Here is a 20,722-nt window from a genome sequence, read left to right as displayed (position 1 = left end):
GCCCGCTCACGCCCGTCCGCGCAGCATCAGGTTCCAGTACAGGAACGGCAGCCCATAGCGCTTGAGGTACCACATGTCCCGCCGCTCCCGGATCGTGTTGATCACCGGGATGCTCGGGGTCGGCCGCATCGAGTAGTCGAACTCGGCGAGCAGCATCTTGTTGCGCGCGGTCGTGAGCGGGCAAGAGGCATAGCCGTTGTAAGAGGCTGTGGGTTCCGCACCGGCAAGAGAGGCCAAGAGGTTCTCCACCACTACCGGCGCCTGTTTGCGGATAGCCGCGCCGGTCTTGGAGTTCGGGGATGAGCCGACGTCCCCAAGCGCGAAGACGTTGGGGTAGCGGACGTGGCGCATGGTGTGTTTGTCGATCTGCACGTACCCCGCCGGGTTGTCCGGGTCGGCCAGCGCGCTCTTCTTGACCCAGTCCGGCGCGCTCTGCGGCGGGACGAGGTGCGCCATGTCGTAGGGCAGGACACTAGTCCCGTCCGGACCCCGGACGACCAGCTCGTGGAGGTCGGGGCGCACCTCGGTCACCTCGCTGGTGAAGTGCGTCGTGATGCCGTAGCGCTTGACGACGCCCGCCAGCACCTCGGCGAACTCCGGTACGCCGAACATGCCCGGGGTGGGCAGCACGAGGTGTACATCGATGTCGTCGAGAACGCCCTGCTCGCGCCAGTAGTCCGCCGCCAGGTAGGCGATCTTCTGCGGCGCGCCCGCGCACTTGATCGGACCCGAGGGCATCGCGAACACGGCGGTGCCGGAACGAGTGCCCTTGATCAGGTCCCAGGTCTTGGGCGCGGACTCGTAGGTGTAGTTGCTGGCGACACCGCCGCCATCCATCGCGGCGGCAAGGCCGGGGATCTTGGCCCAGTCGAGCTGGATGCCCGGGCAGACGACGAGGTGGTCGTAACTGACCGCACTACCGTCGTCGAGCACCACCTCTTGCGCGTCCGGGTCGATCTCGACCGCGGAATGCTTCAGCCAGGTGACGCCCTGGGGCATCACCGAGGACTGTGGGCGCGCGCTCTCCCCTTGCGGGGCGCGGCCACCGCCGACCAGGGTCCACAGGGGTTGGTAGTAGTGCGTCTCGGCGGGATCGATCACCGCGACGTCCCGCTCGCCCGCCCGGCGCAGGCGGGCGGCCACCGGGATGCCCGCGCTGCCGCCGCCCACGATCACGATCCGGTGCCGTCGCGTGCTCCCCATCGAAGTCCTTTCGCCCTGAAATGTCCGGACATCGACGGTAAGAGCTGTCCACGGTGGCGGCCAAGCAGCGCGACGCAAAGGTAGGTACCTTTGGCGGGTGATCCCGAAGTGGCGGCGAGTGCAGGACGACCTGGTGCGCAGGCTGCGCGCGGGCGAGTTCGACGTCCGGTTCCCGAGCGAGGTGGACCTGGTCGCCGAGTACGAGGTGAGCAGGAACACCGTGCGTCAGGCGCTGGCCCGGCTGCGCGCGGAGGGCGCGGTCACGGCCGCGCGCGGACGACGACCGGAGGTGCGCGTACCGAGCGCGGTGGAACAACCGCTGGGAACGCTGTACAGCCTGCGCGCCTCCGTGCGGACCGCTGGACTGACCCAGCGCAGCACCGTGCGGAGGCTGGACGTGCGCGCCGACGGCGTGGCCGCGGGCCACCTCGGCCTCGACGGGTCGACCCCGCTGGTCTACCTGGAGCGGCTGCGGCTGGCGGGCGACGAGCCGCTGGCGATCGACCGGGTCTGGATCCCGGCCGAGCACGGCCGCTGCCTGCTGAGCGCGGACATGACCTCCACCGGCGTCTACGAGGTCCTCGGGCAGCACTGCGGACTGCACCTGGACCGCGGCCAGGAGAACATCCGCGCGGTGGCCTTCTCCCCCGCCGAGCGGACCGCGCTGGCGACCGACGTGGGTCTGTCTATCCACCGCCTCAGCCACGCGCAGGGCATCCCGATGGAGTGGCGGCACACGCTGGTGCGCGGCGACCGCTTCACGCTCACCGCCCACTTCGGCGCGCCATGAGCCCGGACGGCGCGCCGGCCCGTGCCATCATTCCGGTCATGCCGGACCCGCCAGCGCCCCCGGAGGCCGTCGCCCCACTGGTGCGCGGCATAGAGGTCCTACGCACACTGACCGACGCGGGCGGGACGCTCAGTCCAGGTGATCTCCAACGGGCCACCGGGCTCGCGCGGTCCACTGTGGACCGCGTGGTCGCGACGCTGTCGGCGATGGGCTACCTGAGGCTGGACCGGCGTGACGCCGTGCTCACCCCGCGCGTAATGGAGTTGGGGAACGCCTACCTGGCCGCGATAGGGCTACCGCGCCTCCTCGGGCCAAGAGTGCATGCCTTGGCGGACGACCTTGACGAGTCGGTGTCGCTCGCCGTCCCGGACGGCGACGGCGTCCGATTCATCCAGCACGCCACCCGCCGCCGAGCGCTCTCGGTGACGTTCGGCGTCGGCGACCTGCTACCCGCCGAACGCACCGCCATCGGCCCACTGACCGCTGTGGACTGGACGGCGGGCGACTGGGAGCGCTGGCGAGCGCGCCGCGCCGCCGATCCCCGCGACGAGGGCTTCCCCGCTGTCTCCGCCCGCGAGCCGAGCGACCTCGACTTCGAGCGGCGAGTCGACCTGGCGCGCGCCAACGGCTGGTCGCTCGACGACCAACTGGTCGAGCCTGGACTCATCGCCGTGGCTGTGCCGATCCCCTCGACGCACGCGATCGCCAGCGTGGTCAGCCACACCAGCAGGCACAGCGAGGACTCCGCGCGCGAGACGCTGCTGCCCCGCCTGCGCGCGGCAGTCGCGGGGATGGCCGATGACCTCCGTGGCGCAGGGCCTGCGGCCGAGAGTGCGCCGGTAGGGCTAGCGGCGTGGACATCGGTGTCCAAGCACGAACTAGGCCGCGACTTCATCGAGTCGTTGGCGCGCGGGCTGACCGTGCTCACCGCGTTCGGCGAGGGCCGCGCGGAACTTCCGTTAAACGCTGTCGCTAGCGCTACCGGCTTGGCACGGGCTACCGCGCGGCGGGCGTTGATCACCTTGGAACACTTGGGCTACATCGAGTCGAGCGAACGCCTCTACCGCCCGACCGCGCGCGTGTTGGCCCTCGGGTTTCCGGCGTTGTCCCGGGCCACCTTGGCGCAGATCGCCCACCCGCACCTGACCGCCCTGTCCGGCCGGGTGCGCGACTCGGCGTCGTTGGCGATCCTGGTGGGTGACGACGTCCAGTACACCGCGCGCGCCGCGACCAGCCGGATCATGAACGTGGAGATCACCATCGGAACCCGGTTCCCGGCGTACGCCACCGCCATGGGTCGGGTCCTGCTCGCCCACCGCGCCGACCGCGCCGAGTGGCTCGACCGGGCTGAGCTCCGCCCGCTCACCCCGCACACGCTCACCGACCGGGCCAGGCTCGCCGAGGCACTCGATCGGGTGCTCGTCGAGGACCACGCGGTGGTGGACGAGGAGCTGGAGCTGGGCCTGCGCTCGATCGCCGTGCCGGTGCGCGACCGGGAGGGGACAGTGGTGGCGGCGGTGAACGTGGCGATGCACAGCGGGCGCGGCCAGGTCGGGGCGGTGCTGCCCGAACTGCGGTCGGCGGCGGCGGAGATCGAGGCGGACCTGCACGTGGCGGGCCGGTTCGGGTCGGTCGCACCGGGCTGAGCGGGTTGACAGGCCCGGACCGGCGTTCAACACTGGACGGGCATGGTGAAGGAAAGTTCACCAGACGAACGGGAGCGTGGATGGGCAAGGTCCAGGCCGGTGCCGCGGCGGCGGTCGCCGACATCCCGGACGGCGCGACCGTGGCCGTGGGCGGGTTCGGCCTCAGCGGCGTGCCGACCGTGCTGATCGACGCCCTGCACGCCACCGGGGTGCGCGGCCTGCACGTGGTGTCGAACAACTGCGGCGCGCTGGAGTCGGGCCTGGCCGTGCTGCTGGCCGCGGGTCGGATCGCCCGGGTGACCGGGTCCTACATCGGGTCCAACGCCGAGTTCGCCCGGCAGTACCTCGCGGGCGAGCTGGAGGTCGAGCTGATCCCGCAGGGCACGCTCGCCGAGCGGCTGCGCGCGGGCGGGTGCGGCATCCCGGCCTTCTACACCCCCGCGGGCGTCGGCACCCAGGTCGCCGAGGGTGGCCTGCCCTGGCGCTACGACGGGACCGGCGGCGTCGCGCTGGCGTCCCCGGCGAAGGAGACCCGGGTGTTCCACGGCGTGGAGTACCTCCTGGAGGAGAGCATCACCACCGACTTCGCCCTGGTCCGCGCGGCCGTCGGCGACCGCGACGGGAACCTGGTCTTCGGCAAGGCGGCGCGGAACTTCAACCCGCTGGCCGCGATGGCGGGCAAGATCGCCATCGCCGAGGTAGAGCGATTGGTCGAGCCGGGCGAGATCGATCCCGACCACGTGCACTTGCCGGGGGTGTTCGTGCAGCGGGTCGTGGAGCTGACGCCGCGGCAGGCGGCGGACAAGAAGATCGAGCGGCGCACCACCCGGCGGGAGCCCTGATGCCCTGGACCCGCGACGAGATCGCCGCCCGCGCGGCCCGCGAGCTGCGCGACGGCGAGCACGTCAACCTCGGCATCGGACTGCCCACGCTCATCCCAGGCTTCTTGCCCGCTGGCGTCAGGGTGGTGCTGCACTCCGAGAACGGCATCTTGGGCACCGGACCGTTCCCCCGCGAAGACGAGGTCGACCCCGACCTGATCAACGCAGGCAAGGAGACCGTGACAGTGCTACCGGGAGCCTCTTACTTCGATTCGTCGTTGTCGTTCGGCATGATCCGCGGTGGCCACATCGACACGGCGGTGCTCGGCGCGATGCAGGTGTCCGGGCGCGGCGACCTGGCCAACTGGGCGGTGCCCGGGGCGATGGTCACCGGGATCGGCGGGGCCATGGACCTGGTGCACGGCGCGCGGCGGGTACTGGTCACCATGGCGCACACCGCCAAGGACGGCCGCCCCAAGATCGTCGCCGAGTGCACGCTGCCGCTCACCGGGAAGTCCTGTGTGGACCGGGTCATCACCGACCTCGGCGTCCTGGACGTCACCCCGGGCGGCCTGCGGCTGGTCGAGCTGGCGCCCGGGGTCGGCGCGGACGAGCTGGTGGCGCGGACCGGTGCGCCGGTCGACGTGGAAGGGGTTCGCGGATGACCACCCAGCACGAGATCGACGCGGCCATCGCCAAGGCGGCCACCGGTGGCGGCGCGCACCACCCCGCGCGCGACTACCCGCCGTACCGCAGCAGCGCGCTGCGCCACCCCAAACAGTCGCTGGTCCCGGTCGTGGACCCCGAGGCCGTGGAGCTGACCGGGCCGGTCTTCGGCGTCACCGACGTGACCGAGCTGGACCGCGACCTCACCCTGGGGCACCACGGCGAGCCGCACGGGCAGCGGATCACCGTCAGCGGGCGGGTGCTCGACCGCGCGGGGCGGCCGGTGCGGGGCCAGCTCGTGGAGATCTGGCAGGCCAACGCCGCCGGGCGCTACGCCCACCACCTCGACCAGCACCCGGCCCCGCTGGACCCGAACTTCACCGGCTTCGGCCGCTGCCGCACCGACGACGACGGGGCGTACGCGTTCACCACGATCCGGCCCGGCGCGTACCCGTGGCGCAACCACGTCAACGCCTGGCGGCCCGCGCACATCCACTTCTCGCTGTTCGGCACCGCGTTCGCGCAGCGAATGGTCACCCAGATGTACTTCCCCGGTGACCCGCTCTTCCCGTACGACCCGGTGCTGCAGTCGGTCACCGACCAGTCCGCGCGCGACCAGCTGGTCGCCGAGTACGTCCACGACCTGTCCACGCCCGAGTGGTCGCTGGGCTACCGCTGGGACGTCGTGCTGGACGGCCCCTCCGCGACCCTGTTCGAGGACGGCGACCGATGACGCTCCCACCCACCCCCGCCCAGACCGTCGGCCCGTTCTACGGCTACGCGCTGCCCTTCTACGGCGGCGACGAGATCGTCCCGGCCACGCACCCCGAGGCGATCACCGTGCACGGGTACGTGTTCGACGGCGCGGGCGCGCCGGTGCCGGACGCACTGGTGGAGACCTGGCAGGCCGACCAGCACGGCTCCCTCGCGGGCGCCCCCGGGTCGCTGCGGCACGACCCGGTGACCAGCACGGTCATCGGGCGCGACGGGGTCCGGTTCACCGGCTTCGGCCGTGTGCCCACCGACGCCGACGGCCACTGGGCGCTGCACACGCTGCCGCCGGGCGCGCACCGGCCGGGAGCCACGCCGTACCTGGCCGTCGCGGTGTTCGCCCGCGGCCTCTTGCATCACTTGCACACCCGGATCTACCTGTCCGAGCACGCCGACGCGCTAGCGGCCGACCTACCGGCTCTTGCCGCGGACCGACGCGCCACGCTGCTGGCCACGCTGGAACGCGACCGGTTGTACCGCTTCGACATCCGCCTGCAGGGCGAGGGGGAGACGGTCTTCTTTGACTTCCAGTGAGCTGCTGCACCACCGGCTCGACGGGCCGCCGTCGGCACCGCCGTTGATCCTGGGGCCGTCGGTCGGGACCTCGACGGCGGTCTGGGAACCACAGGTAGCCGCGCTTGCCCGACAACACAGGGTGCTGCGGTTTGACCTACCGGGACACGGTAAATCGCCTGCGGTACCCGGTGCCGACAGTGTTGAGAGACTGTCGCAGCTTGTCTTGGCGCTAGCGGACCATTACGGCTGGGAGACTTTCCACTACGCGGGCATCTCCATCGGTGGGGCGATCGGCGCTGAACTAGCCGTGCGACACCCCGCGCGGGTGGCGTCGCTGGCCATGGTGTGTTCCTCGGCGCGCTTCGGCGATCCCGAGCAGTGGCGCCAACGAGCCGCTCTCGTGCGGGCGGAAGGTACGCAGCCTCTTGTCGAGTCGACCGCGCGGCGCTGGTTCGCCGACTCGACCACTGCGGACTCGCTTGCCGGTAAGGCGTTGCTCGCCGATCTGGCCGCCGCCGACCGCGACGCCTACGCGGCCTGCTGCGACGCGCTGTCCACCTACGACCTCCGTGCCGAATTGCCACTGATCAAGGCCCGAACCCTGGTCATCGCCGGTAGGGAAGATCCGGCTACGCCGCCGGCACACGCAAGGGAACTCGCCGACAACATCCCTGGCGCCGCTCTTGCCGAGATCCCCGGCGCCGCGCACCTGGCCGGGATAGACCAGCCAGCCGCGGTTACCGCCGCCCTCTTGGCGCACCTTGTCCCCGATCGCCACGACGCGGGTATGACAGTGCGTCGGCAGGTACTCGGCGACGCGCACGTAGACCGGGCAGTCGCGGCGACAACACCGTTCACCTCGGCCTTCCAGGACTTGATCACGCGCTACGCGTGGGGCGAGATCTGGACCCGTCCCGGACTCGACCGGCGCACCCGTAGTTGCATCACCCTGACCGCGCTCATCGCGCACGGCCACCACGACGAGCTCGCGATGCACGTGCGCGCGGCGCTCACCAACGGCCTCACCCCGGACGAGATCGGGGAGGTCATCCTCCAGTCGGCGATCTACTGCGGTGTGCCCGCGGCCAACAGCGCTTTCGCCATCGCCCAGCGCGTCCTGGCCGAGGGGTGACGGCCGTGCACACTCGGGTGGGGATCGTCGGCGCCGGCCCGGCCGGACTGCTGCTCGCCCGGCTGCTGCACCTCGCCGGGATCGACTGCGTCGTGCTGGAAAGCCGCGACCGGGAGTACGTGCAGCAGCGGCAGCGGGCCGGGATCCTCGAGCAGGGCACGGTGGACGTGCTGCGCGAGATCGGCGCGGGTGCCCGGCTCGACCGCGAGGGCATGCCGCACGAGGGGATCGAGCTGCTGTTCGGCGGCCGTGGGCACCGGATCGACCTCACCGACCTCACCGGCGGGCGCCGGGTGTGGATCTACGCGCAGACCGAGGTGGTCAAGGACCTGATCGCGCTGCACCTGGCGGACGGCCCGCCGCTGCTGTTCGAGGCCGAGGTGCACGCGGTCACCGACCTCGACCGACCGGTGATCCACTACACGCACGCGGGGCGCGCGCAGGTCTTGGCGTGCGACTACGTGGTGGGGTGCGACGGCTTCCACGGCGTCGTCCGCCACTCGATACCGGCGGGCGCCGCACGCGTCCACGAACGCGCGTTCCCCTACTCCTGGATGGGCATCCTCGCCGAGGCGCCGCCGCTGCACCACGAGCTGGTGTACGCGCACACCGAACGCGGGTTCGCCTTGGCCAGCATGCGTTCCCCGTCGGTGAGCAGGCTCTACCTGCAAGTCCCCAACGGCACGGAACCGTGGGCCGACGACGAGATCTGGGCCGAGCTGGACCGGCGGCTGGGGACTTCCGAGCACTGGCCGAACCGGGGACCGATCACCGCGAAGTCGGTGCTGCCGATGCGGGCCTCGGTCACCGAGCCGATGCGGTTCGGACAGGTGTTCCTGGCGGGCGACGCCGCGCACATCGTGCCGCCGACGGGGGCCAAGGGGCTGAACCTCGCGGTGGCCGACGTGGTCACGTTGGGTCGGGCGTTCGCGTCGGGGTCGGCCGAGCTGCTCGACGCCTATTCGGACACCTGTCTGCGACGGGTGTGGCGGGCTGAGCACTTCTCGAATCTCATGACGTCGATGCTGCACTTGGCGCCTGGGCAGTCGTCGTTCGAGACGCGGTTGCAGGTGTCGTGGCTGGAGTATGTGGTGGGGTCTCGGGCTGCGGGTGTGTCGTTGGCGGAGAACTACACGGGGCTCGGGTGAGCTGCCGCCTTGGTTCCCTGAATCCCTAAGCCAAGTGTGACTACGGGCGGGAGGTGTCCTTCCCCTTCCACCCACCAAACTGCAGCGGATAGGCCAATTCCGTTGGCACACAACAAGATCCAGCCCCGCTGGTACCGCAGCGGTGAGGCCGACCCCGCTGGTTCCGGCGGCCCCGCTACGGATGCTCGATCTAGTGGACTCGCTTCGTGTGGGGGGAGAGTGCCGCTAAACTTGCCGTGTGGTGGGGATGTCCTTCACCCGCCCTTTTTTCGCCACCGCGGTGCTCTAGGGGCCCCGCACGAAGCGAGTTCACTAGATCGAGCCCCCGTCTTTTCCTCGGGCAGCCCATGTGTATGCGCTGCCCTGGGGCGTACGTGCTGCCTGTGGAGCTTGAGCCGTCCACGGTTCCCCTGAATCCCCTACGCCAATTATCACTACGGCCTGTCTCGGTTTGTCAAGGCGGGAAAGATGCCTTGACAAACCGAGACAGGCCGTGTTTTGGCTGCGTACGGGATGCAGGGGGCGGGGTGGTCAGAGGGGCTGGGTTGGTTGGCCGGTTCGGCTTCGGTGGTGGGGCGGGGTTGGTTGGCCGGTTCGGCTTGGGTGGTGGGGTTCGTGGGCTGGGCTGTTTGGCCGGGTTCAGCTTCAGTGGTGGGGTTCGTGGGGGAAGAGATTGTGTTGAATGTGGACAGTGGTTGGTGGAGGGTGGTTGTGAGGCGTGGGCTTGAGGTGATTGGGCCTGGGCTGGTGCTGGCGGCTGGGGGCGTCTCTACGCAGTGCGTTCGGGGGCGCCCAGGCGGGGAAAGGGAGTGGTGGAGAAGATGACCTCGACGGTCACCTCGAAGTACTCCGCGATCCGCAGGGCCAGGTGGAGGCTGGGACTGTATTCGCCGCGTTCCAGGTAGCCGATGGTTTGGTAGTGGACGCCCAGGGCGTCGGCCAGGTCTCGGCGGGAGATGCCGCGTTCGGCGCGGAGCATGGCGATCCGGTTGTGGATCGTCTCACCCGACACGCTGCATCGCCTTCTCGCGGCGTTCGGCGACGCTGGAGCCGGACTCGCGGCGGGCCATCCGGCGCAGCACGGCCGGGGCCAGGAGCAGGCCGAGGACGGCCCAGGCGCCCAGGACGCCGAAGGTCTCCAGGTGGCGCCAGGACTGGCCCAGTTCGACCACGACCGCGCCGTCGGGCAGCAGGGCCGAGCGCATGCCCAGGCCCAGCCAGTAGATCGGGAAGACCTGGCCGACCCACTGCAGCCAGTCGGGCATGCCGGTGATCGGGTAGAAGATGCCGGAGATCGCGACCAGGCCCACGATCGGCAGGGTGATGAGGCCGAGGCTGCGCGGGCTGGCCACCACGGCACCCAGGATGGCGCCGATCGGGAGGGTGGCCACCAGGCCCAGGACCACCACCGCGAGCAGGATCGCCCAGGAGGCCGGGCTGCCGGCGTCCAGGCCGTCGACGATCAGCGAGCCGGGGAGCAGCACGATGAGCAGGCCCGCGATCAGGCCGCCGGAGACGGTCACGATCTTGCCGATAAGGTAGCCGAGCATCCCGTTCGGGGTGGCCTTGGCGCGCAGCAGGGTGCCGTCCTCGCGTTCCACGGCCAGCAGCTGGCTCATGCCCAGCAGTCCGTTGAACGCGACGTTCATGCCCAGGATGCTGGGCAGCACGACGGTGCCGAGCATCAGGCCGCTGGACCCGAGCTCGGCGTCGCGCATGAAGTACATGGTCACCAGCATCGCGGCGGGCCAGAACAGCTGGCCGAAGAGGTCCTGCCCGTTGGTGAAGGTCTGCCGCAGCTCGATCACGCCCCGGGTCCAGCCCGCGCGGGCTGCCACCATCGTCGGGTTGGCCATCACGCCACCGCCTCCAGCTTGCGCGCGGCGGCCTGGGCCGCCTCGTCCTGGCCGGACTCGGCCTGGCGCACCAGGGTCATGTAGGTGTCCTCCAGCGACGCCCGGCGGACCTCCAGGTCCGCGATGGCCGCGCCGTGCTCGGTGAACAGCTCGTGCACGAAGCGGGTGGACTCGGCGGTCAGGTGCACGAAGTGCTGCCCGGCCACGCTCCAGCGCACCTCGGACTCGCCCGCGATCCGCCGGGACAGCTCGTCGGCCGAGCCGTCGGCGATGATCCGGCCGCCCGCCAGGATGATGATCCGGTCGGCCAGCTTCTCGGCCTCGTCGAGGTCGTGGGTGGTCAGCAGGATCGTGGTGGCGTGGTCGTCGGCGAGCCGGTGCAGCAGGTCGTGGAACTCGCGCCGGGCCTGCGGGTCGAACCCGGCGGTCGGCTCGTCCAGGACGAGCAGCTCGGGCCGCCCGACGATGCCGATGGCCACGTCCAGCCTGCGCCGCTGGCCGCCGGACAGCGTCTTGATCTTCTTGTCCGCGTGCGGGGTGAGCCCGACCAGGCCGACCAGCTCGTCGGCGTCCCACGGCCGCTGGATGCCCTCGGTCGAGTAGCAGCTGTAGTACGAGCCGAGGTGGGCCAGCAGCTCCCGCACGCGCCACTTGCCGTGGTCACGCCAGGACTGCAGCACCACCCCCAGCCGCGCCCGCCACCGCTCGTCGCCGGTGGCCGGGTCGGCGCCGAGCACCTCGACCCGGCCCGCCGAGCGCATCCGGAAGCCCTCCAGGATCTCGATGGTGGTGGTCTTGCCCGCGCCGTTGGGCCCGAGCAGGACCAGCACCTCCCCCTGTCTGGCCTGGAAGTTCACCTCGTGCAGGACGTCGTGGGTGCCGTACCGCATCCGCAGACCGTCGACGTCCACCACGACCGTGTCGTTGCTGACCACCGTCCACCTCCCCCTCAGGTCTCACCACCAGATATAGCATGTGTACTACATCTTGGAGCGGGGGTGCGGCATACCGTGGGCGGTCTGCGGTGGGCTGTCCGAGAACCGCTTACGCTCACGCCCCATGAGCGGTCGATGGGTGCCCACGGGGCTGCGCGGGCCGGTGCGCGCGGACGTGCTCGCCGGTGTCACGGTGGCGGCGTACCTGATCCCGCAGGTCATGGCCTACGCCGAGGTCGCCGGCCTGCCCGCGGTGGCCGGGCTGTGGACGATCGTGGTGGCGCTGCTGGTGTACGCCCTGGTCGGGTCCTCGCCGCAGCTGTCGGTGGGGCCGGAGTCGACCACGGCGCTGATGACCATGATCGTGGTCGCCCCGCTGGCCGCCGGGAACGCGGGCCGCTACGCCGCGCTGGCCGCCGCCCTCGCCCTGCTGGTCGGGCTGCTGTGCCTGCTGGGCCGCCTGGCGCGCCTCGGGTTCCTGGCCGAGCTGCTGTCCAAACCGGTGCTGACCGGCTACCTCGCGGGCGTCGCGCTGATCATGATCGTGAGCCAGCTGGGCAAGGTCACCGGCGTGCGCGTGCGCGGCGACTCCACCCTCGCGGACCTCCGGTCGTTCGTCAGCGGCATCGGCTCGGTCCACGCGCCAACCCTGCTGCTGGCGACGGGCACGCTGGCGTTCCTACTGGTGCTGAGCAGGCTGCTCCCCAAGGCTCCGGTGCCGCTGCTCGCCGTCCTGCTCGCCACGACGGTCACCGCGGTGTTCTCGTTGCGGCAGCACGGGATCGTGGTGGTCGGGGAGATCCCGGCGGGCCTGCCCTCGGTCGGCGTGCCGGACGTGCGACTCGCCGACCTCGTCGACCTGGTGCTGCCCGCGGTCGGAGTGGCGATCGTGGGCTACTCGGACAACATGCTCACGGCCCGCTCGTTCGGCGCCCGCAACGGCTACCGGGTGAACGCGAACCGCGAGCTGCTGGCCCTCGGCGCGGTGAACACCGCGACCGGCCTGACCGGCGGTTTCCCGGTGAGCAGCAGCGGGAGCCGGACCGTGATCGGCGACGCGATGGGCAGCCGGTCGCAGGCGTACTCACTGGTGGCGCTGGCCACGGTACTGGTGGCGCTGCTGTTCGGCAGGCCGGTGCTCGCGGTGTTCCCGACGGCGGCGCTGGGGGCGCTGGTCGTCTACGCGGCACTGCGCTTGGTGGACCTGGCGCAGTTCCGGCGGTTGGCCGGTTTCCGGCGCAGCGAGCTGGTGCTGGCGCTGAGCACGACCGCGGCGGTGGTCGTGCTGGACGTGCTCTACGGCGTGCTGGTCGCGATCGGACTGTCCATCCTGGACTTGCTGCGGCGGGTGGCGCACCCGCACGACGGCGTGCTGGGGACCGTGCCCGGCATCGCCGGGATGCACGATGTCGACGACCACCCCGGCGCGGTCCTGGAACCCGGGCTGCTGGTGTACCGCTACGACGCGCCGCTGTTCTTCGCCAACGCCGAGGACTTCCGCACGCGGGCGTTGCGCGCGGTCGACGAGGCGCCGTGGCCGGTCGAGTGGTTCGTGCTGAACGCCGAGGCCAACACGGAGATCGACATCACCGCGGTGGACGCGTTGGAGGACCTGCGCGCGGAGCTGACCGGACGGGGGATCGTGGTGGCGATGGCGCGGGTGAAGCAGGAACTGCGGGATGTGTTGGTGGCGGCCGGGTTCGCGGAGCGGCTGGGCGCCGAACGGATCTACGCGACGTTGCCCACCGCCGTGGGTGCCTACCGGTCGCGCGCTGAGCAGATCTGATAGCAACAGCGCGAACTGGGCCATCCCCTGCGATACCAGTGCCGCGCGCCGGAGCGCAGCGGCACCCAGTCCGTGGACCCGGTGGACAGGGTGGGCGGTGCCGTGAGTCCCTATCGGTGATCTTTCACCGAGCATCGGAGTTCCCATGCGACATCGGACAGTCAGCCGGATCGCGGCGGTCGTGACCGTCGCCGCGGCGGCCGTGGCCGTGCAGGAGGTTCCCGCGAGCGCGCGTCAGGTCGACGTCGCGCTGGAGTGGTACGACGTCACCGCGCGGACGTTGGCCGCGGCGGGCGCGCCGACCCAGATCACCAACAACCGCACCTGGGCCATCAGCTGGCTCGCGGCGACCCGTGCGGTGCGGCACGCGCCGAGGGGCGCGTTCAGCGACGCGGCGGTGGCCGCGGCCGTGCACGACGCGCTGGTGCGCCTGGTCCCCGCGCAGACCGCCGAACTGGACTCGGCGCTGGCGACCACGTTGGCGCGCGTGCCCGACGGCCAGGCCAAGTCCCGCGGTCTGGCCGAGGGCCGGGCCCGAGCCGAGGCCGCGGTCGCCGAGCGGGCGAACGACGGGCTCGACCCGGCATCGGTCAACGCGCCGTTCCCCACCCCCGCGCCCGCGCCCGGGGTGTGGCAGCCGACCCCGCCCGCCTACTCCCCCGGGATCCAGGCGGGCAACCGGGCGGCGCGGCCGTTCCTGCTGCGCCGGGCCGACCAGTTCCGCCCCGGACCGCCGCCCGCGGTGGGCTCCGCGGTCGCGCTGCGCGATCTGGCCGAGGTCCGCGCGTACGGCTCGGCCACCAGCACCGTGCGCACCCAGTCCCAGACCGACGTGGCTTCCTTCTGGTACCAGGGATCGCAGCCCGCGTACGTGACACCGGTCCGCGCCGCCCTCGCCGAGTCGCGGGCGCCGTTGGCCGAGCGCGTGCGGTTCGTCGCGGTGTTCAACGTGGTCGCGGTGGACACCCAGATAGCCACCTCGGACGCCAAGTACGCCTACGTTGCCTGGCGCCCGGTCACCGCTATCCGCACCGGCGCGGTCGATCCCGACCCGTCGTGGACGCCGCTGCACGTCACCCCCGCGCACCCGGACTACCCCAGCGGTCACGCCACCTACGCGGGCTTCGCCGAGCAGGTGCTGACCGACGCGGCGGGCCCGCGCCCGCGCGCGGCGTTCGCCCTCACCAGCCCGACGGCCCCGGGCCTGACCTTCCAGTACGGTGCGTGGGGCGAGCTCACCCGGGACAACGTCAACGCCCGCGTGTGGTCGGGTATCCACACCCGCACCGCCGACGAGGTGGGCGTGCGCGTCGGCCGCGCGGTGGCCCGGCACGACATCGCCGCGTTCGACCACTTGCTGCGCTGAGCCCGCGGGCGGCGGTGGTCGACGGGCCATCGCCGCCCGCTAGGTCGTGTCTTCAAAGCCGGAGAAGCAGGGTGGCCAGGTCGATCAGTCCTCGGTAGGAGGTGGGGGTCTTGGCGAAGCGGGTGGCGATGGCGCGGAACTGCTTGAGGCGGTTGAAGCAGCGTTCGACGATATCGCGGCGCCGGTGGGCGACACGGTCGAAGGCCGGTGGGCGGCCACCGGCCCGGCCGCGGCGCAGCCGGTTGGCTTGCCGGTCCCGGCGTTCGGGAATCGTCGCCGGGATGTGCCCTCGGCGCAGGTAGGTCAGCACGATCGACAGCGGCCGTCCGTGGCCGTCGCAGGCGAGGTGGATCTTGGTAGTGACTCCGCCACGGGACCGGCCGATGGCATGATCAGATGGCTCGCTCTGCCCGCCGCGGGATTCGCTCGCCCCCTGTGTGGGGCGCCGGGGCACGGCGAGCGCCGGCGGCGTGCCGATGCGCCCGCACGATGCTGGAATCGACCGCGGCGCAGCCGGTTGGCTTGTTGGTCCCGGCGTTCGGGAATAGTCGCCGGGATGTGCCGTAGGCGCAGTTAGGAACAGATGGCGCGGAACACAGCAGATCACCCACACCAGCTTTGAGGACAGGCCCTAGGTCGTGCTCCGCAACAACTCCAGCTCGTCCACGGCCGCCGACAGCACGGCGGCCGTTTCGGCGTCCGCGCGGAAGAAGCCGTCCTCCAGGGCCGCCGCCGTGCGCGGGTCGAGCAGCCAGGCCACCACGCCCGGGTCGCGTTGCCGGGCGGACAGCACCCGCGTGACCACCTCGGCGATCCGCCGCAGCGCCTGGTCCGTGGGATCGGCCCGCAGGTGGTCCAGCAGCGAGGCCGCCTCGAGGCCGAACCGGGCCAGGTCGTCCAGGTCCGACACGGGACCCGATCGCCCACGGGCCAACAGGAAGTCCCGCACCGCGTCGCGTTCCACCGCGGCCCACCGGGTCCACCGCGCGTAGGAGAGCTTGGCCAGCAGTGAGTCCAGGTCCGCCGCCACCGCCAACTCGGGCAGGTAGGCGCGGAAGTCGTCCACGCCACCCCAGGTCGTCATCGCCTTGTGCGCGAAGCGGTCCAGCGCGGCCGGGCTCCCGGCCGCCAACCCCGCGCGGTCTTCCGCGCTGACGCAGCACGGGCAGCCGTCCACTTCGGCGGGCAATGGGCCGGGGAACACCTCCAGCAGTCGCGCGGTGGCCCGGTCGAGTTCACTCACGGGCCCAGTATCGCGCGACTGAAAGGAACATCCACCAATGCCTTGCGTGCGCGGGAATCCTACCCACCAGTGTCCACTCGGAGAAGGGGATTCCGTACCGCGGTCCGGTATTCGGTGTCCCGGGAACCACTTTCCCGCAACGAAACGGACATCTTGCCTGGACAAGGCAGCTGTGCGGAACACCGGGTGGCAATCGGGAAAATCACCCGGGTGTCGACATGATCTTCAGCCCCTAACGTCGATACGCAGGGCGACGGGCATCCAGGCACCGCCCCCGCCCACACCAGAGAAAGGGCACGCATGTCGAAGAACGCGCCGCGCACCGGCCGTACCCTGCTCGGGGCCACCGCAGTCGTCGCCTCGTTGGCCACCGCGCTCGGGCTCGGCACCACCGCCCAGGCCGCCGAGGGCACCGTCCTCGCCGCGACCGGGCAGGCCGTGTCGGGCTCCTACCTGGTGGTGTTCAAGGACGGGGCCGTGCACGCGGCCGCCGCCGAGCACGCCGCCCGGTTCGAGGGGACCGTCACCTACACCTACTCCGCCGCGCTCAACGGGTACGCCGCGAGGCTGACCGAGCGGCAGGCCCGCCGGGTCGCCGCGGACCCGTCGGTCGCCTACGTCCAGCAGGACCAGGTCGTGCGGGTGGAGGGCACCCAGCCGAACCCGCCGTCGTGGGGGCTCGACCGGATCGACCAGCGCAACCTGCCGCTGGACAACTCCTACACCTACCCCAACGAGGGCGCCGGGGTCACCGCGTACGTGATCGACACCGGGGTGCGGATCTCGCACTCGGAGTTCGGCGGCCGGGCGCGCAACGGCTACGACTTCATCGACAACGACAGCGTCGCCCAGGACGGCAACGGCCACGGCACGCACGTCTCGGGCACCATCGGCGGCACCAAGTACGGCGTGGCCAAGAAGGTCAGCATCGTCGCGGTCCGGGTGCTGGACAACAACGGCAGCGGCACGCTGGCCGGTGTGGTCAAGGGCGTCGACTGGGTGACCAACGACGCCCGCGGCAAGAAGGCCGTGGCGAACCTGAGCCTCGGCGGCGGCGCGAACACCTCGGTGGACACCGCGGTGCGCAACTCGATCGCCGCCGGTGTCACCTACGGTGTCGCGGCGGGCAACTCCAACACCGACGCGGGTAGCACCTCCCCCGCCCGGGTGAAGGAGGCCATCACGGTCGGCGCCACCACCAAGACCGACGCGCGGGCCAGCTTCTCCAACTACGGCGCCGTCCTGGACATCTGGGCACCGGGCCAGGACATCACCTCGGCGTGGAAGGACAGCGACACCGCGATCAAGACCATCAGCGGCACGTCGATGGCCACCCCGCACGTGGTCGGCGGCGCGGCGCTGTACCTGTCCAGCGCCTCGGGCACCCCGGCCCAGGTGCGCGACGCGCTGGTGGCCAAGGCGACCAAGAACAAGGTGACCGACCCGAAGGGCAGCGCGAACAACCTGCTCTACGTCGGCAACTGACACCGGTACCGGTAGCGGGCCCGCACGGGCAACCACAGCACGGACAACCGCACAGCCGCACAGCACCGCCCCCCGATCAGGTGATCGGGGGGCGGTGTGCGCACTGGAGAGAAAAGGCGGCGCCCTCGACAGCCTGGGGGTCGCTGGAGGGCGCGCGCCAAGCAGACGATAGCGGGCTTGGACCCGATCCGCACGACGCGGGGGCATGCCGGCTGCTGAGAACCCCCCGGGGCCGCAGCAACCGTCCGCTTGAGCGGATGGGTCTTCCCCGACAATAGGCCACCGGTGCCGAGGTTTGTCAACGGCCCGGTGCGTGATCCACAATGGGTCGCGACGCGAGGCGTCCGCCGCAGTGGACGAGCCACCGCCCGAGCCTGAGGTGAGGAACACCGCGATGGACCCGGAGCAGCGCAAGCACGAGGTCGCCGACGGTGTGCTGGCCGAGAAGATCAACCACCTGCGGGACCGGCTCTACCCCGACCCCGCGGACCGGCCCGGCTACGCGAAGCTCGCCGCGCGGATCCGGGAGCAGACCGGCAAGCCGATGTCGGCGACCTACCTGTGGGAGCTGGCCAGCGGCCGCAAGCGCAACATCACCCAGGACACGCTGGCCACGCTGGCCGAGTTCTTCGGCGTCCCGCCGGAGTACTTCCTCGACGACGTGGTCACCTCGCGCGTCGACGCCCAGCTGGAGCTGGTGACCGCGCTGCGCAACCAGAAGGTCCGATCGATCGCGCTGCGGGCCGAGGGGCTCTCGGACGATACGCTCGACGCCCTGCTGGTGATGGTCACCGAGGCCCGGCGGATCGAACGACTGGGTCCCAGCGCGGACACGGCCCGGCGCGAGCCGGACGAGAGCGGGTGATCGGCCGTCCGCGGTTCCGCAGATGCCCGAACGGAGGTGTCGGCTACGACATGATCACACGACGCGGCTACCGCCGGTGCCGCGCACTGGTCGCCGAGCTGGCACTGCCCCGCCCGTTCTCGGTGACCGCGCTGGTGCGCGGGCTCGCCGAGCGGCGCGGCAGGCCGATCGACATCGGCACCCTGCCCGCCGGGCTGACCGTCAACGCCTGCGGGGCCTGGCTGCAGCTCGACACCCGCGACGTGATCTTCGTCGAGGCGAACACCACCCCGTTCCACCGCGACCACATCGTGCTGCACGAGATCGGGCACATGCTCTGCGACCACCGCGGCGGCCCGCTCGACATCGCCGCCGAGCTCGGCCGCTTCCTGCCCGACCTCTCCCCCGCGCTGGTGCGCAGGCTGCTGGCCCGCACCAGCTACTCCACCGACGAGGAACAGGAGGCCGAACTGGTGGCCAGCTTGATCCGCACCGCCGCGCAGACCCAGGCGCCCGGCGGCTCCACCGGGGCGCTGAGCGAGCTGGAGGCCGCACTCGGGCTCTGGAGCAGGTGAGATGACCACGAAGTCCCTGCACGATCTCGGTTCCACCGTCGTGCTCGCGGGCGCGATCGCGCTGTGGGCGGCGCTGCTGCTGCGCACCCCCGGCGCGCTGCGCTCGCGACCGCAGCGGCGGCTGCTGATCGCGGTGGCGGGCCTGGCGGCCTCGATCACCGTCTACCTCGACCCGATCACCCAGGTGCTCAACCGCACGTACGTGCTGGGGCAGAGCTGCGGGATCGCGATGAACATCTGGGGCGTGATCAGCTCCGCGTTCATCCTCGACTTCGTGCTGGCGGCCATCTCCCGGCGCCGACCGCTGCCGGTGTACGGGACCGCCGCGCTGGTCTGCGTCGGGCTGGTCGCGCTGAACACCGGCTCGCCCGCGGCGGGCTGCGTCACCTCGATCGCGGTCCCCTGGTACAGCCCGTTCTGGTGGCTGCTGTGCACCGCGCACGTGGTTGCGGTGCTGCCCTGCGCGATCCTGTGCGCCCGCTACGCGCGGCAGGCGAGCACGGTGTCGCTGCGGGTCGGCCTGCGGCTGCTGGCGGCCGGGTTCACCTCCTCGACGATCTTCTGGTCGGTCGTGGTCCTGGGCTACCTGCTGACGCACTCGCCGTGGCTGGGCGCGGCCTTCCCGCTGTGCATCGGGATCACCGCGTGGCTGATGGTGGCGGCGATGATGGCCTCGGTGCTCGCCCAGGGCGCGCGGCAGGCGAAGGCGCTGCGGGCGCTGCGCGGCCTCGGGCCGTTGTGGACGAGCCTGGTCGGGGTCGTGCCGCACGTGCGGCTGGCCACGCCGGGCACCCGGTTCGCCTCGGTGGACCTGCGGCTCTACCGGCGGGTGATCGAGATCCGCGACGCGCTGCTGATCCTGCGCGACTACGTCGACGACGAGACCGTGGCACGGGCCAGGGCGCAGGTCCTGGCGGCCGAGCCGGACCCGGCGTGGGTGGAGGCGTACACGACGGCCTGCTGGCTGCCGATCGCCGAGGCGGCCAAGGCGCGCGGGGTCGAACCGGTGGCCGCGACGGCGGCGCCGCCCTCCGACGGCGCCGAGGACCAGTGGTCCGGTGAGCTGGCGTTCCTGGAGAAGCTGGCCGCGGCCCGGCAGTCACCGCTGGTGGCGGCGGTCACGGCGGGGGCGGACGCGTGAGCGCCTACGCCGAGAGCCTGCTCGGCGGCGGCACCCCGGGCGAGCGCGCCCGGCTCGACTCCATCCAGTCCTCTGTGGACGACTTCAGCACGGGGATCCTCCAGGGGTTGGGGCCGCGGGCGGACTGGTCGTGCCTCGAGCTGGGGGCCGGGGCGGGATCGATCGCGTACTGGCTGGCCGAGCGGTGCCCGGCCGGTCGGGTGGTGGCCGTCGACCTCGACCCGCGGCACCTGGACGCCGACCGGGTCGAGGTGGTCGAGGCCGACATCACCGACCCCGGGTTCGAACCGGGCTCGTTCGACCTGGTGCACGCGCGGTTCGTGCTGTGCCACCTGCCGTCCCGGGACGCGCTGGTCGCCCGCGCGGCGCGGTGGCTCAAGCCGGGTGGGTGGCTGGTGGTGACCGATCCCTTCCAGTTGGCGGAAGAGACCTCGCCGTTCCCGGTCGTGGCGAAGATCTTGGCTGTGTACAAGCAGGTCTACGCCGGCCACGGCGCGGACCTGACCTGGTCGCGAAGCGTGCCGTCGCTGCTGTCCGGGGCCGGGCTGACGTCGGTCGGGTTCGCCGGGAAGCTCGCCTGCATGGGCAACCTGGGCGCCGACCGGTGGCGACCGCTGATCGACCAGGTCGCGCCGGGCCTGCTGGCCACGGGCGCGGTGACGCGGGCGGACCTCGAGGAGTTCCACCGGCTGCTGGCCGATCCGGGGTTCGTCGACATCCCACAGGTGACCATCTCGGCGTGGGGCAGGCGTCCGGGCTGACGGGCTTGCCCTGGAGCGCGCTCCAGGGCATAGCGTC

General features: G+C 71.5%; 21 protein-coding genes and 1 pseudogene. 15 read left to right on the top strand and 7 right to left on the bottom strand.

The genetic code is table 11. The annotated features are described in order from the left end of the window. Positions 1 to 6: 6 nt before the first annotated feature. Positions 7 to 1,203, bottom strand: coding sequence for an NAD(P)/FAD-dependent oxidoreductase (locus QSK30_RS22050; RefSeq protein ID WP_285505416.1), 1,197 nt, complete (start codon positions 1,201 to 1,203; stop codon positions 7 to 9). A 97-nt stretch (positions 1,204 to 1,300) separates the two neighbouring features. On the opposite strand from QSK30_RS22050, the gene QSK30_RS22045 reads away from it, so the two are divergent. The 8 genes from QSK30_RS22045 to QSK30_RS22000 all read left to right on the top strand — a co-directional run bounded on the left by QSK30_RS22045 (position 1,301) and on the right by QSK30_RS22000 (position 8,693). Next, complete coding sequence (locus QSK30_RS22045; RefSeq protein ID WP_285505414.1) at positions 1,301 to 1,993, top strand: GntR family transcriptional regulator; 693 nt, start codon at positions 1,301 to 1,303, stop codon at positions 1,991 to 1,993. A gap of 38 nt (positions 1,994 to 2,031) precedes the next feature. Continuing rightward, positions 2,032 to 3,639 carry an IclR family transcriptional regulator domain-containing protein gene (locus tag QSK30_RS36960; protein WP_352231605.1) on the top strand — a complete coding sequence of 536 codons (1,608 nt, stop codon included), beginning with the start codon at positions 2,032 to 2,034 and terminating at the stop codon, positions 3,637 to 3,639. An 80-nt stretch (positions 3,640 to 3,719) separates the two neighbouring features. Further along, positions 3,720 to 4,481 carry a CoA transferase subunit A gene (locus tag QSK30_RS22030; protein ID WP_285505413.1) on the top strand — a complete coding sequence of 254 codons (762 nt, stop codon included), beginning with the start codon at positions 3,720 to 3,722 and terminating at the stop codon, positions 4,479 to 4,481. After that, positions 4,481 to 5,125: a 3-oxoacid CoA-transferase subunit B gene (locus tag QSK30_RS22025; RefSeq protein WP_285505412.1), complete on the top strand. Its 645-nt coding sequence runs from the start codon at positions 4,481 to 4,483 to the stop codon at positions 5,123 to 5,125. The genes QSK30_RS22030 and QSK30_RS22025 overlap by 1 nt, the downstream gene beginning before the upstream one ends. After that, positions 5,122 to 5,859 carry a protocatechuate 3,4-dioxygenase subunit beta gene (gene pcaH / locus QSK30_RS22020; protein WP_285505411.1) on the top strand — a complete coding sequence of 246 codons (738 nt, stop codon included), beginning with the start codon at positions 5,122 to 5,124 and terminating at the stop codon, positions 5,857 to 5,859. The genes QSK30_RS22025 and pcaH overlap by 4 nt, the downstream gene beginning before the upstream one ends. After that, positions 5,856 to 6,431 carry a protocatechuate 3,4-dioxygenase subunit alpha gene (gene pcaG / locus QSK30_RS22015; RefSeq protein WP_285505410.1) on the top strand — a complete coding sequence of 192 codons (576 nt, stop codon included), beginning with the start codon at positions 5,856 to 5,858 and terminating at the stop codon, positions 6,429 to 6,431. The genes pcaH and pcaG overlap by 4 nt, the downstream gene beginning before the upstream one ends. Continuing rightward, positions 6,319 to 7,545: a bifunctional 3-oxoadipate enol-lactonase/4-carboxymuconolactone decarboxylase PcaDC gene (gene pcaDC, locus QSK30_RS22010; protein ID WP_502871863.1), complete on the top strand. Its 1,227-nt coding sequence runs from the start codon at positions 6,319 to 6,321 to the stop codon at positions 7,543 to 7,545. Before pcaG ends, pcaDC begins: the two co-directional genes overlap by 113 nt. A gap of 5 nt (positions 7,546 to 7,550) precedes the next feature. Continuing rightward, a complete protein-coding gene (locus QSK30_RS22000; protein ID WP_285505409.1) occupies positions 7,551 to 8,693 on the top strand; it encodes a 4-hydroxybenzoate 3-monooxygenase in 1,143 nt (380 codons plus the stop codon). Positions 8,694 to 9,462: 769 nt separating this feature from the next. Here the strand turns inward: QSK30_RS22000 and QSK30_RS21995 are convergent. From QSK30_RS21995 to QSK30_RS21985, 3 genes are read right to left on the bottom strand one after another with little or no spacing between them, the layout of a single operon-like run. After that, positions 9,463 to 9,672 carry a helix-turn-helix transcriptional regulator gene (locus tag QSK30_RS21995; protein ID WP_285505453.1) on the bottom strand — a complete coding sequence of 70 codons (210 nt, stop codon included), beginning with the start codon at positions 9,670 to 9,672 and terminating at the stop codon, positions 9,463 to 9,465. 22 nt (positions 9,673 to 9,694) lie between these two features. Further along, positions 9,695 to 10,549, bottom strand: a complete 855-nt coding sequence (locus tag QSK30_RS21990) for an ABC transporter permease (protein ID WP_285505408.1) — start codon at positions 10,547 to 10,549, stop codon at positions 9,695 to 9,697. Beyond that, positions 10,549 to 11,439 (bottom strand): ABC transporter ATP-binding protein, encoded by an 891-nt coding sequence (locus tag QSK30_RS21985; protein ID WP_285505452.1) that lies wholly within the window; start codon positions 11,437 to 11,439, stop codon positions 10,549 to 10,551. Before QSK30_RS21985 ends, QSK30_RS21990 begins: the two co-directional genes overlap by 1 nt. Before the next feature lie 169 nt (positions 11,440 to 11,608). On the opposite strand from QSK30_RS21985, the gene QSK30_RS21980 reads away from it, so the two are divergent. Continuing rightward, positions 11,609 to 13,270 (top strand): SulP family inorganic anion transporter, encoded by a 1,662-nt coding sequence (locus tag QSK30_RS21980; RefSeq protein ID WP_285505406.1) that lies wholly within the window; start codon positions 11,609 to 11,611, stop codon positions 13,268 to 13,270. Between the two features lie 145 nt (positions 13,271 to 13,415). Further along, entirely contained in the window at positions 13,416 to 14,636 is a 1,221-nt protein-coding gene (locus tag QSK30_RS21975; protein ID WP_285505405.1) for a vanadium-dependent haloperoxidase, read from the top strand. A gap of 52 nt (positions 14,637 to 14,688) precedes the next feature. On the opposite strand, the gene QSK30_RS37175 is transcribed toward QSK30_RS21975, so the two are convergent. The 3 genes and pseudogenes from QSK30_RS37175 to QSK30_RS21965 all read right to left on the bottom strand — a co-directional run bounded on the left by QSK30_RS37175 (position 14,689) and on the right by QSK30_RS21965 (position 15,879). Further along, the gene (locus tag QSK30_RS37175) at positions 14,689 to 14,946 is read right to left on the bottom strand and encodes a hypothetical protein (protein WP_502871864.1); all 258 of its coding nucleotides are present in this window, start codon (positions 14,944 to 14,946) and stop codon (positions 14,689 to 14,691) included. Beyond that, positions 14,938 to 15,139: pseudogene (locus QSK30_RS37170) on the bottom strand (IS5 family transposase); the annotation flags it as partial. The gene QSK30_RS37175 and the pseudogene QSK30_RS37170, both read right to left, overlap by 9 nt. A 128-nt stretch (positions 15,140 to 15,267) precedes the next feature. Beyond that, complete coding sequence (locus tag QSK30_RS21965; RefSeq protein WP_285505403.1) at positions 15,268 to 15,879, bottom strand: hypothetical protein; 612 nt, start codon at positions 15,877 to 15,879, stop codon at positions 15,268 to 15,270. 300 nt (positions 15,880 to 16,179) lie between these two features. Here QSK30_RS21965 and QSK30_RS21960 point away from each other — a divergent pair, with 300 nt between their 5' ends. The 5 genes from QSK30_RS21960 (at position 16,180) to QSK30_RS21940 (ending at position 20,685) form a co-directional block, all read left to right on the top strand. Next, complete coding sequence (locus QSK30_RS21960) at positions 16,180 to 17,364, top strand: S8 family peptidase (RefSeq protein ID WP_285505402.1); 1,185 nt, start codon at positions 16,180 to 16,182, stop codon at positions 17,362 to 17,364. Between the two features lie 394 nt (positions 17,365 to 17,758). Continuing rightward, complete coding sequence (locus tag QSK30_RS21955; protein WP_285505400.1) at positions 17,759 to 18,229, top strand: hypothetical protein; 471 nt, start codon at positions 17,759 to 17,761, stop codon at positions 18,227 to 18,229. 50 nt (positions 18,230 to 18,279) lie between these two features. Beyond that, positions 18,280 to 18,783, top strand: coding sequence for an ImmA/IrrE family metallo-endopeptidase (locus QSK30_RS21950; protein WP_285505399.1), 504 nt, complete (start codon positions 18,280 to 18,282; stop codon positions 18,781 to 18,783). A gap of 1 nt (position 18,784) precedes the next feature. Continuing rightward, a complete protein-coding gene (locus QSK30_RS21945) occupies positions 18,785 to 19,924 on the top strand; it encodes an MAB_1171c family putative transporter (RefSeq protein WP_285505397.1) in 1,140 nt (379 codons plus the stop codon). Beyond that, a complete protein-coding gene (locus QSK30_RS21940; protein ID WP_285505395.1) occupies positions 19,921 to 20,685 on the top strand; it encodes a class I SAM-dependent methyltransferase in 765 nt (254 codons plus the stop codon). The genes QSK30_RS21945 and QSK30_RS21940 overlap by 4 nt, the downstream gene beginning before the upstream one ends. The last annotated feature ends 37 nt before the right edge of the window (positions 20,686 to 20,722 follow it).

Source organism: Actinokineospora sp. NBRC 105648 (genome assembly GCF_030269645.1).
Lineage (GTDB): Bacteria > Actinomycetota > Actinomycetes > Mycobacteriales > Pseudonocardiaceae > Actinokineospora.
Note: the sequence above shows the minus strand (reverse complement) of the source record. Positions and strands in the feature narration are given on the sequence as shown.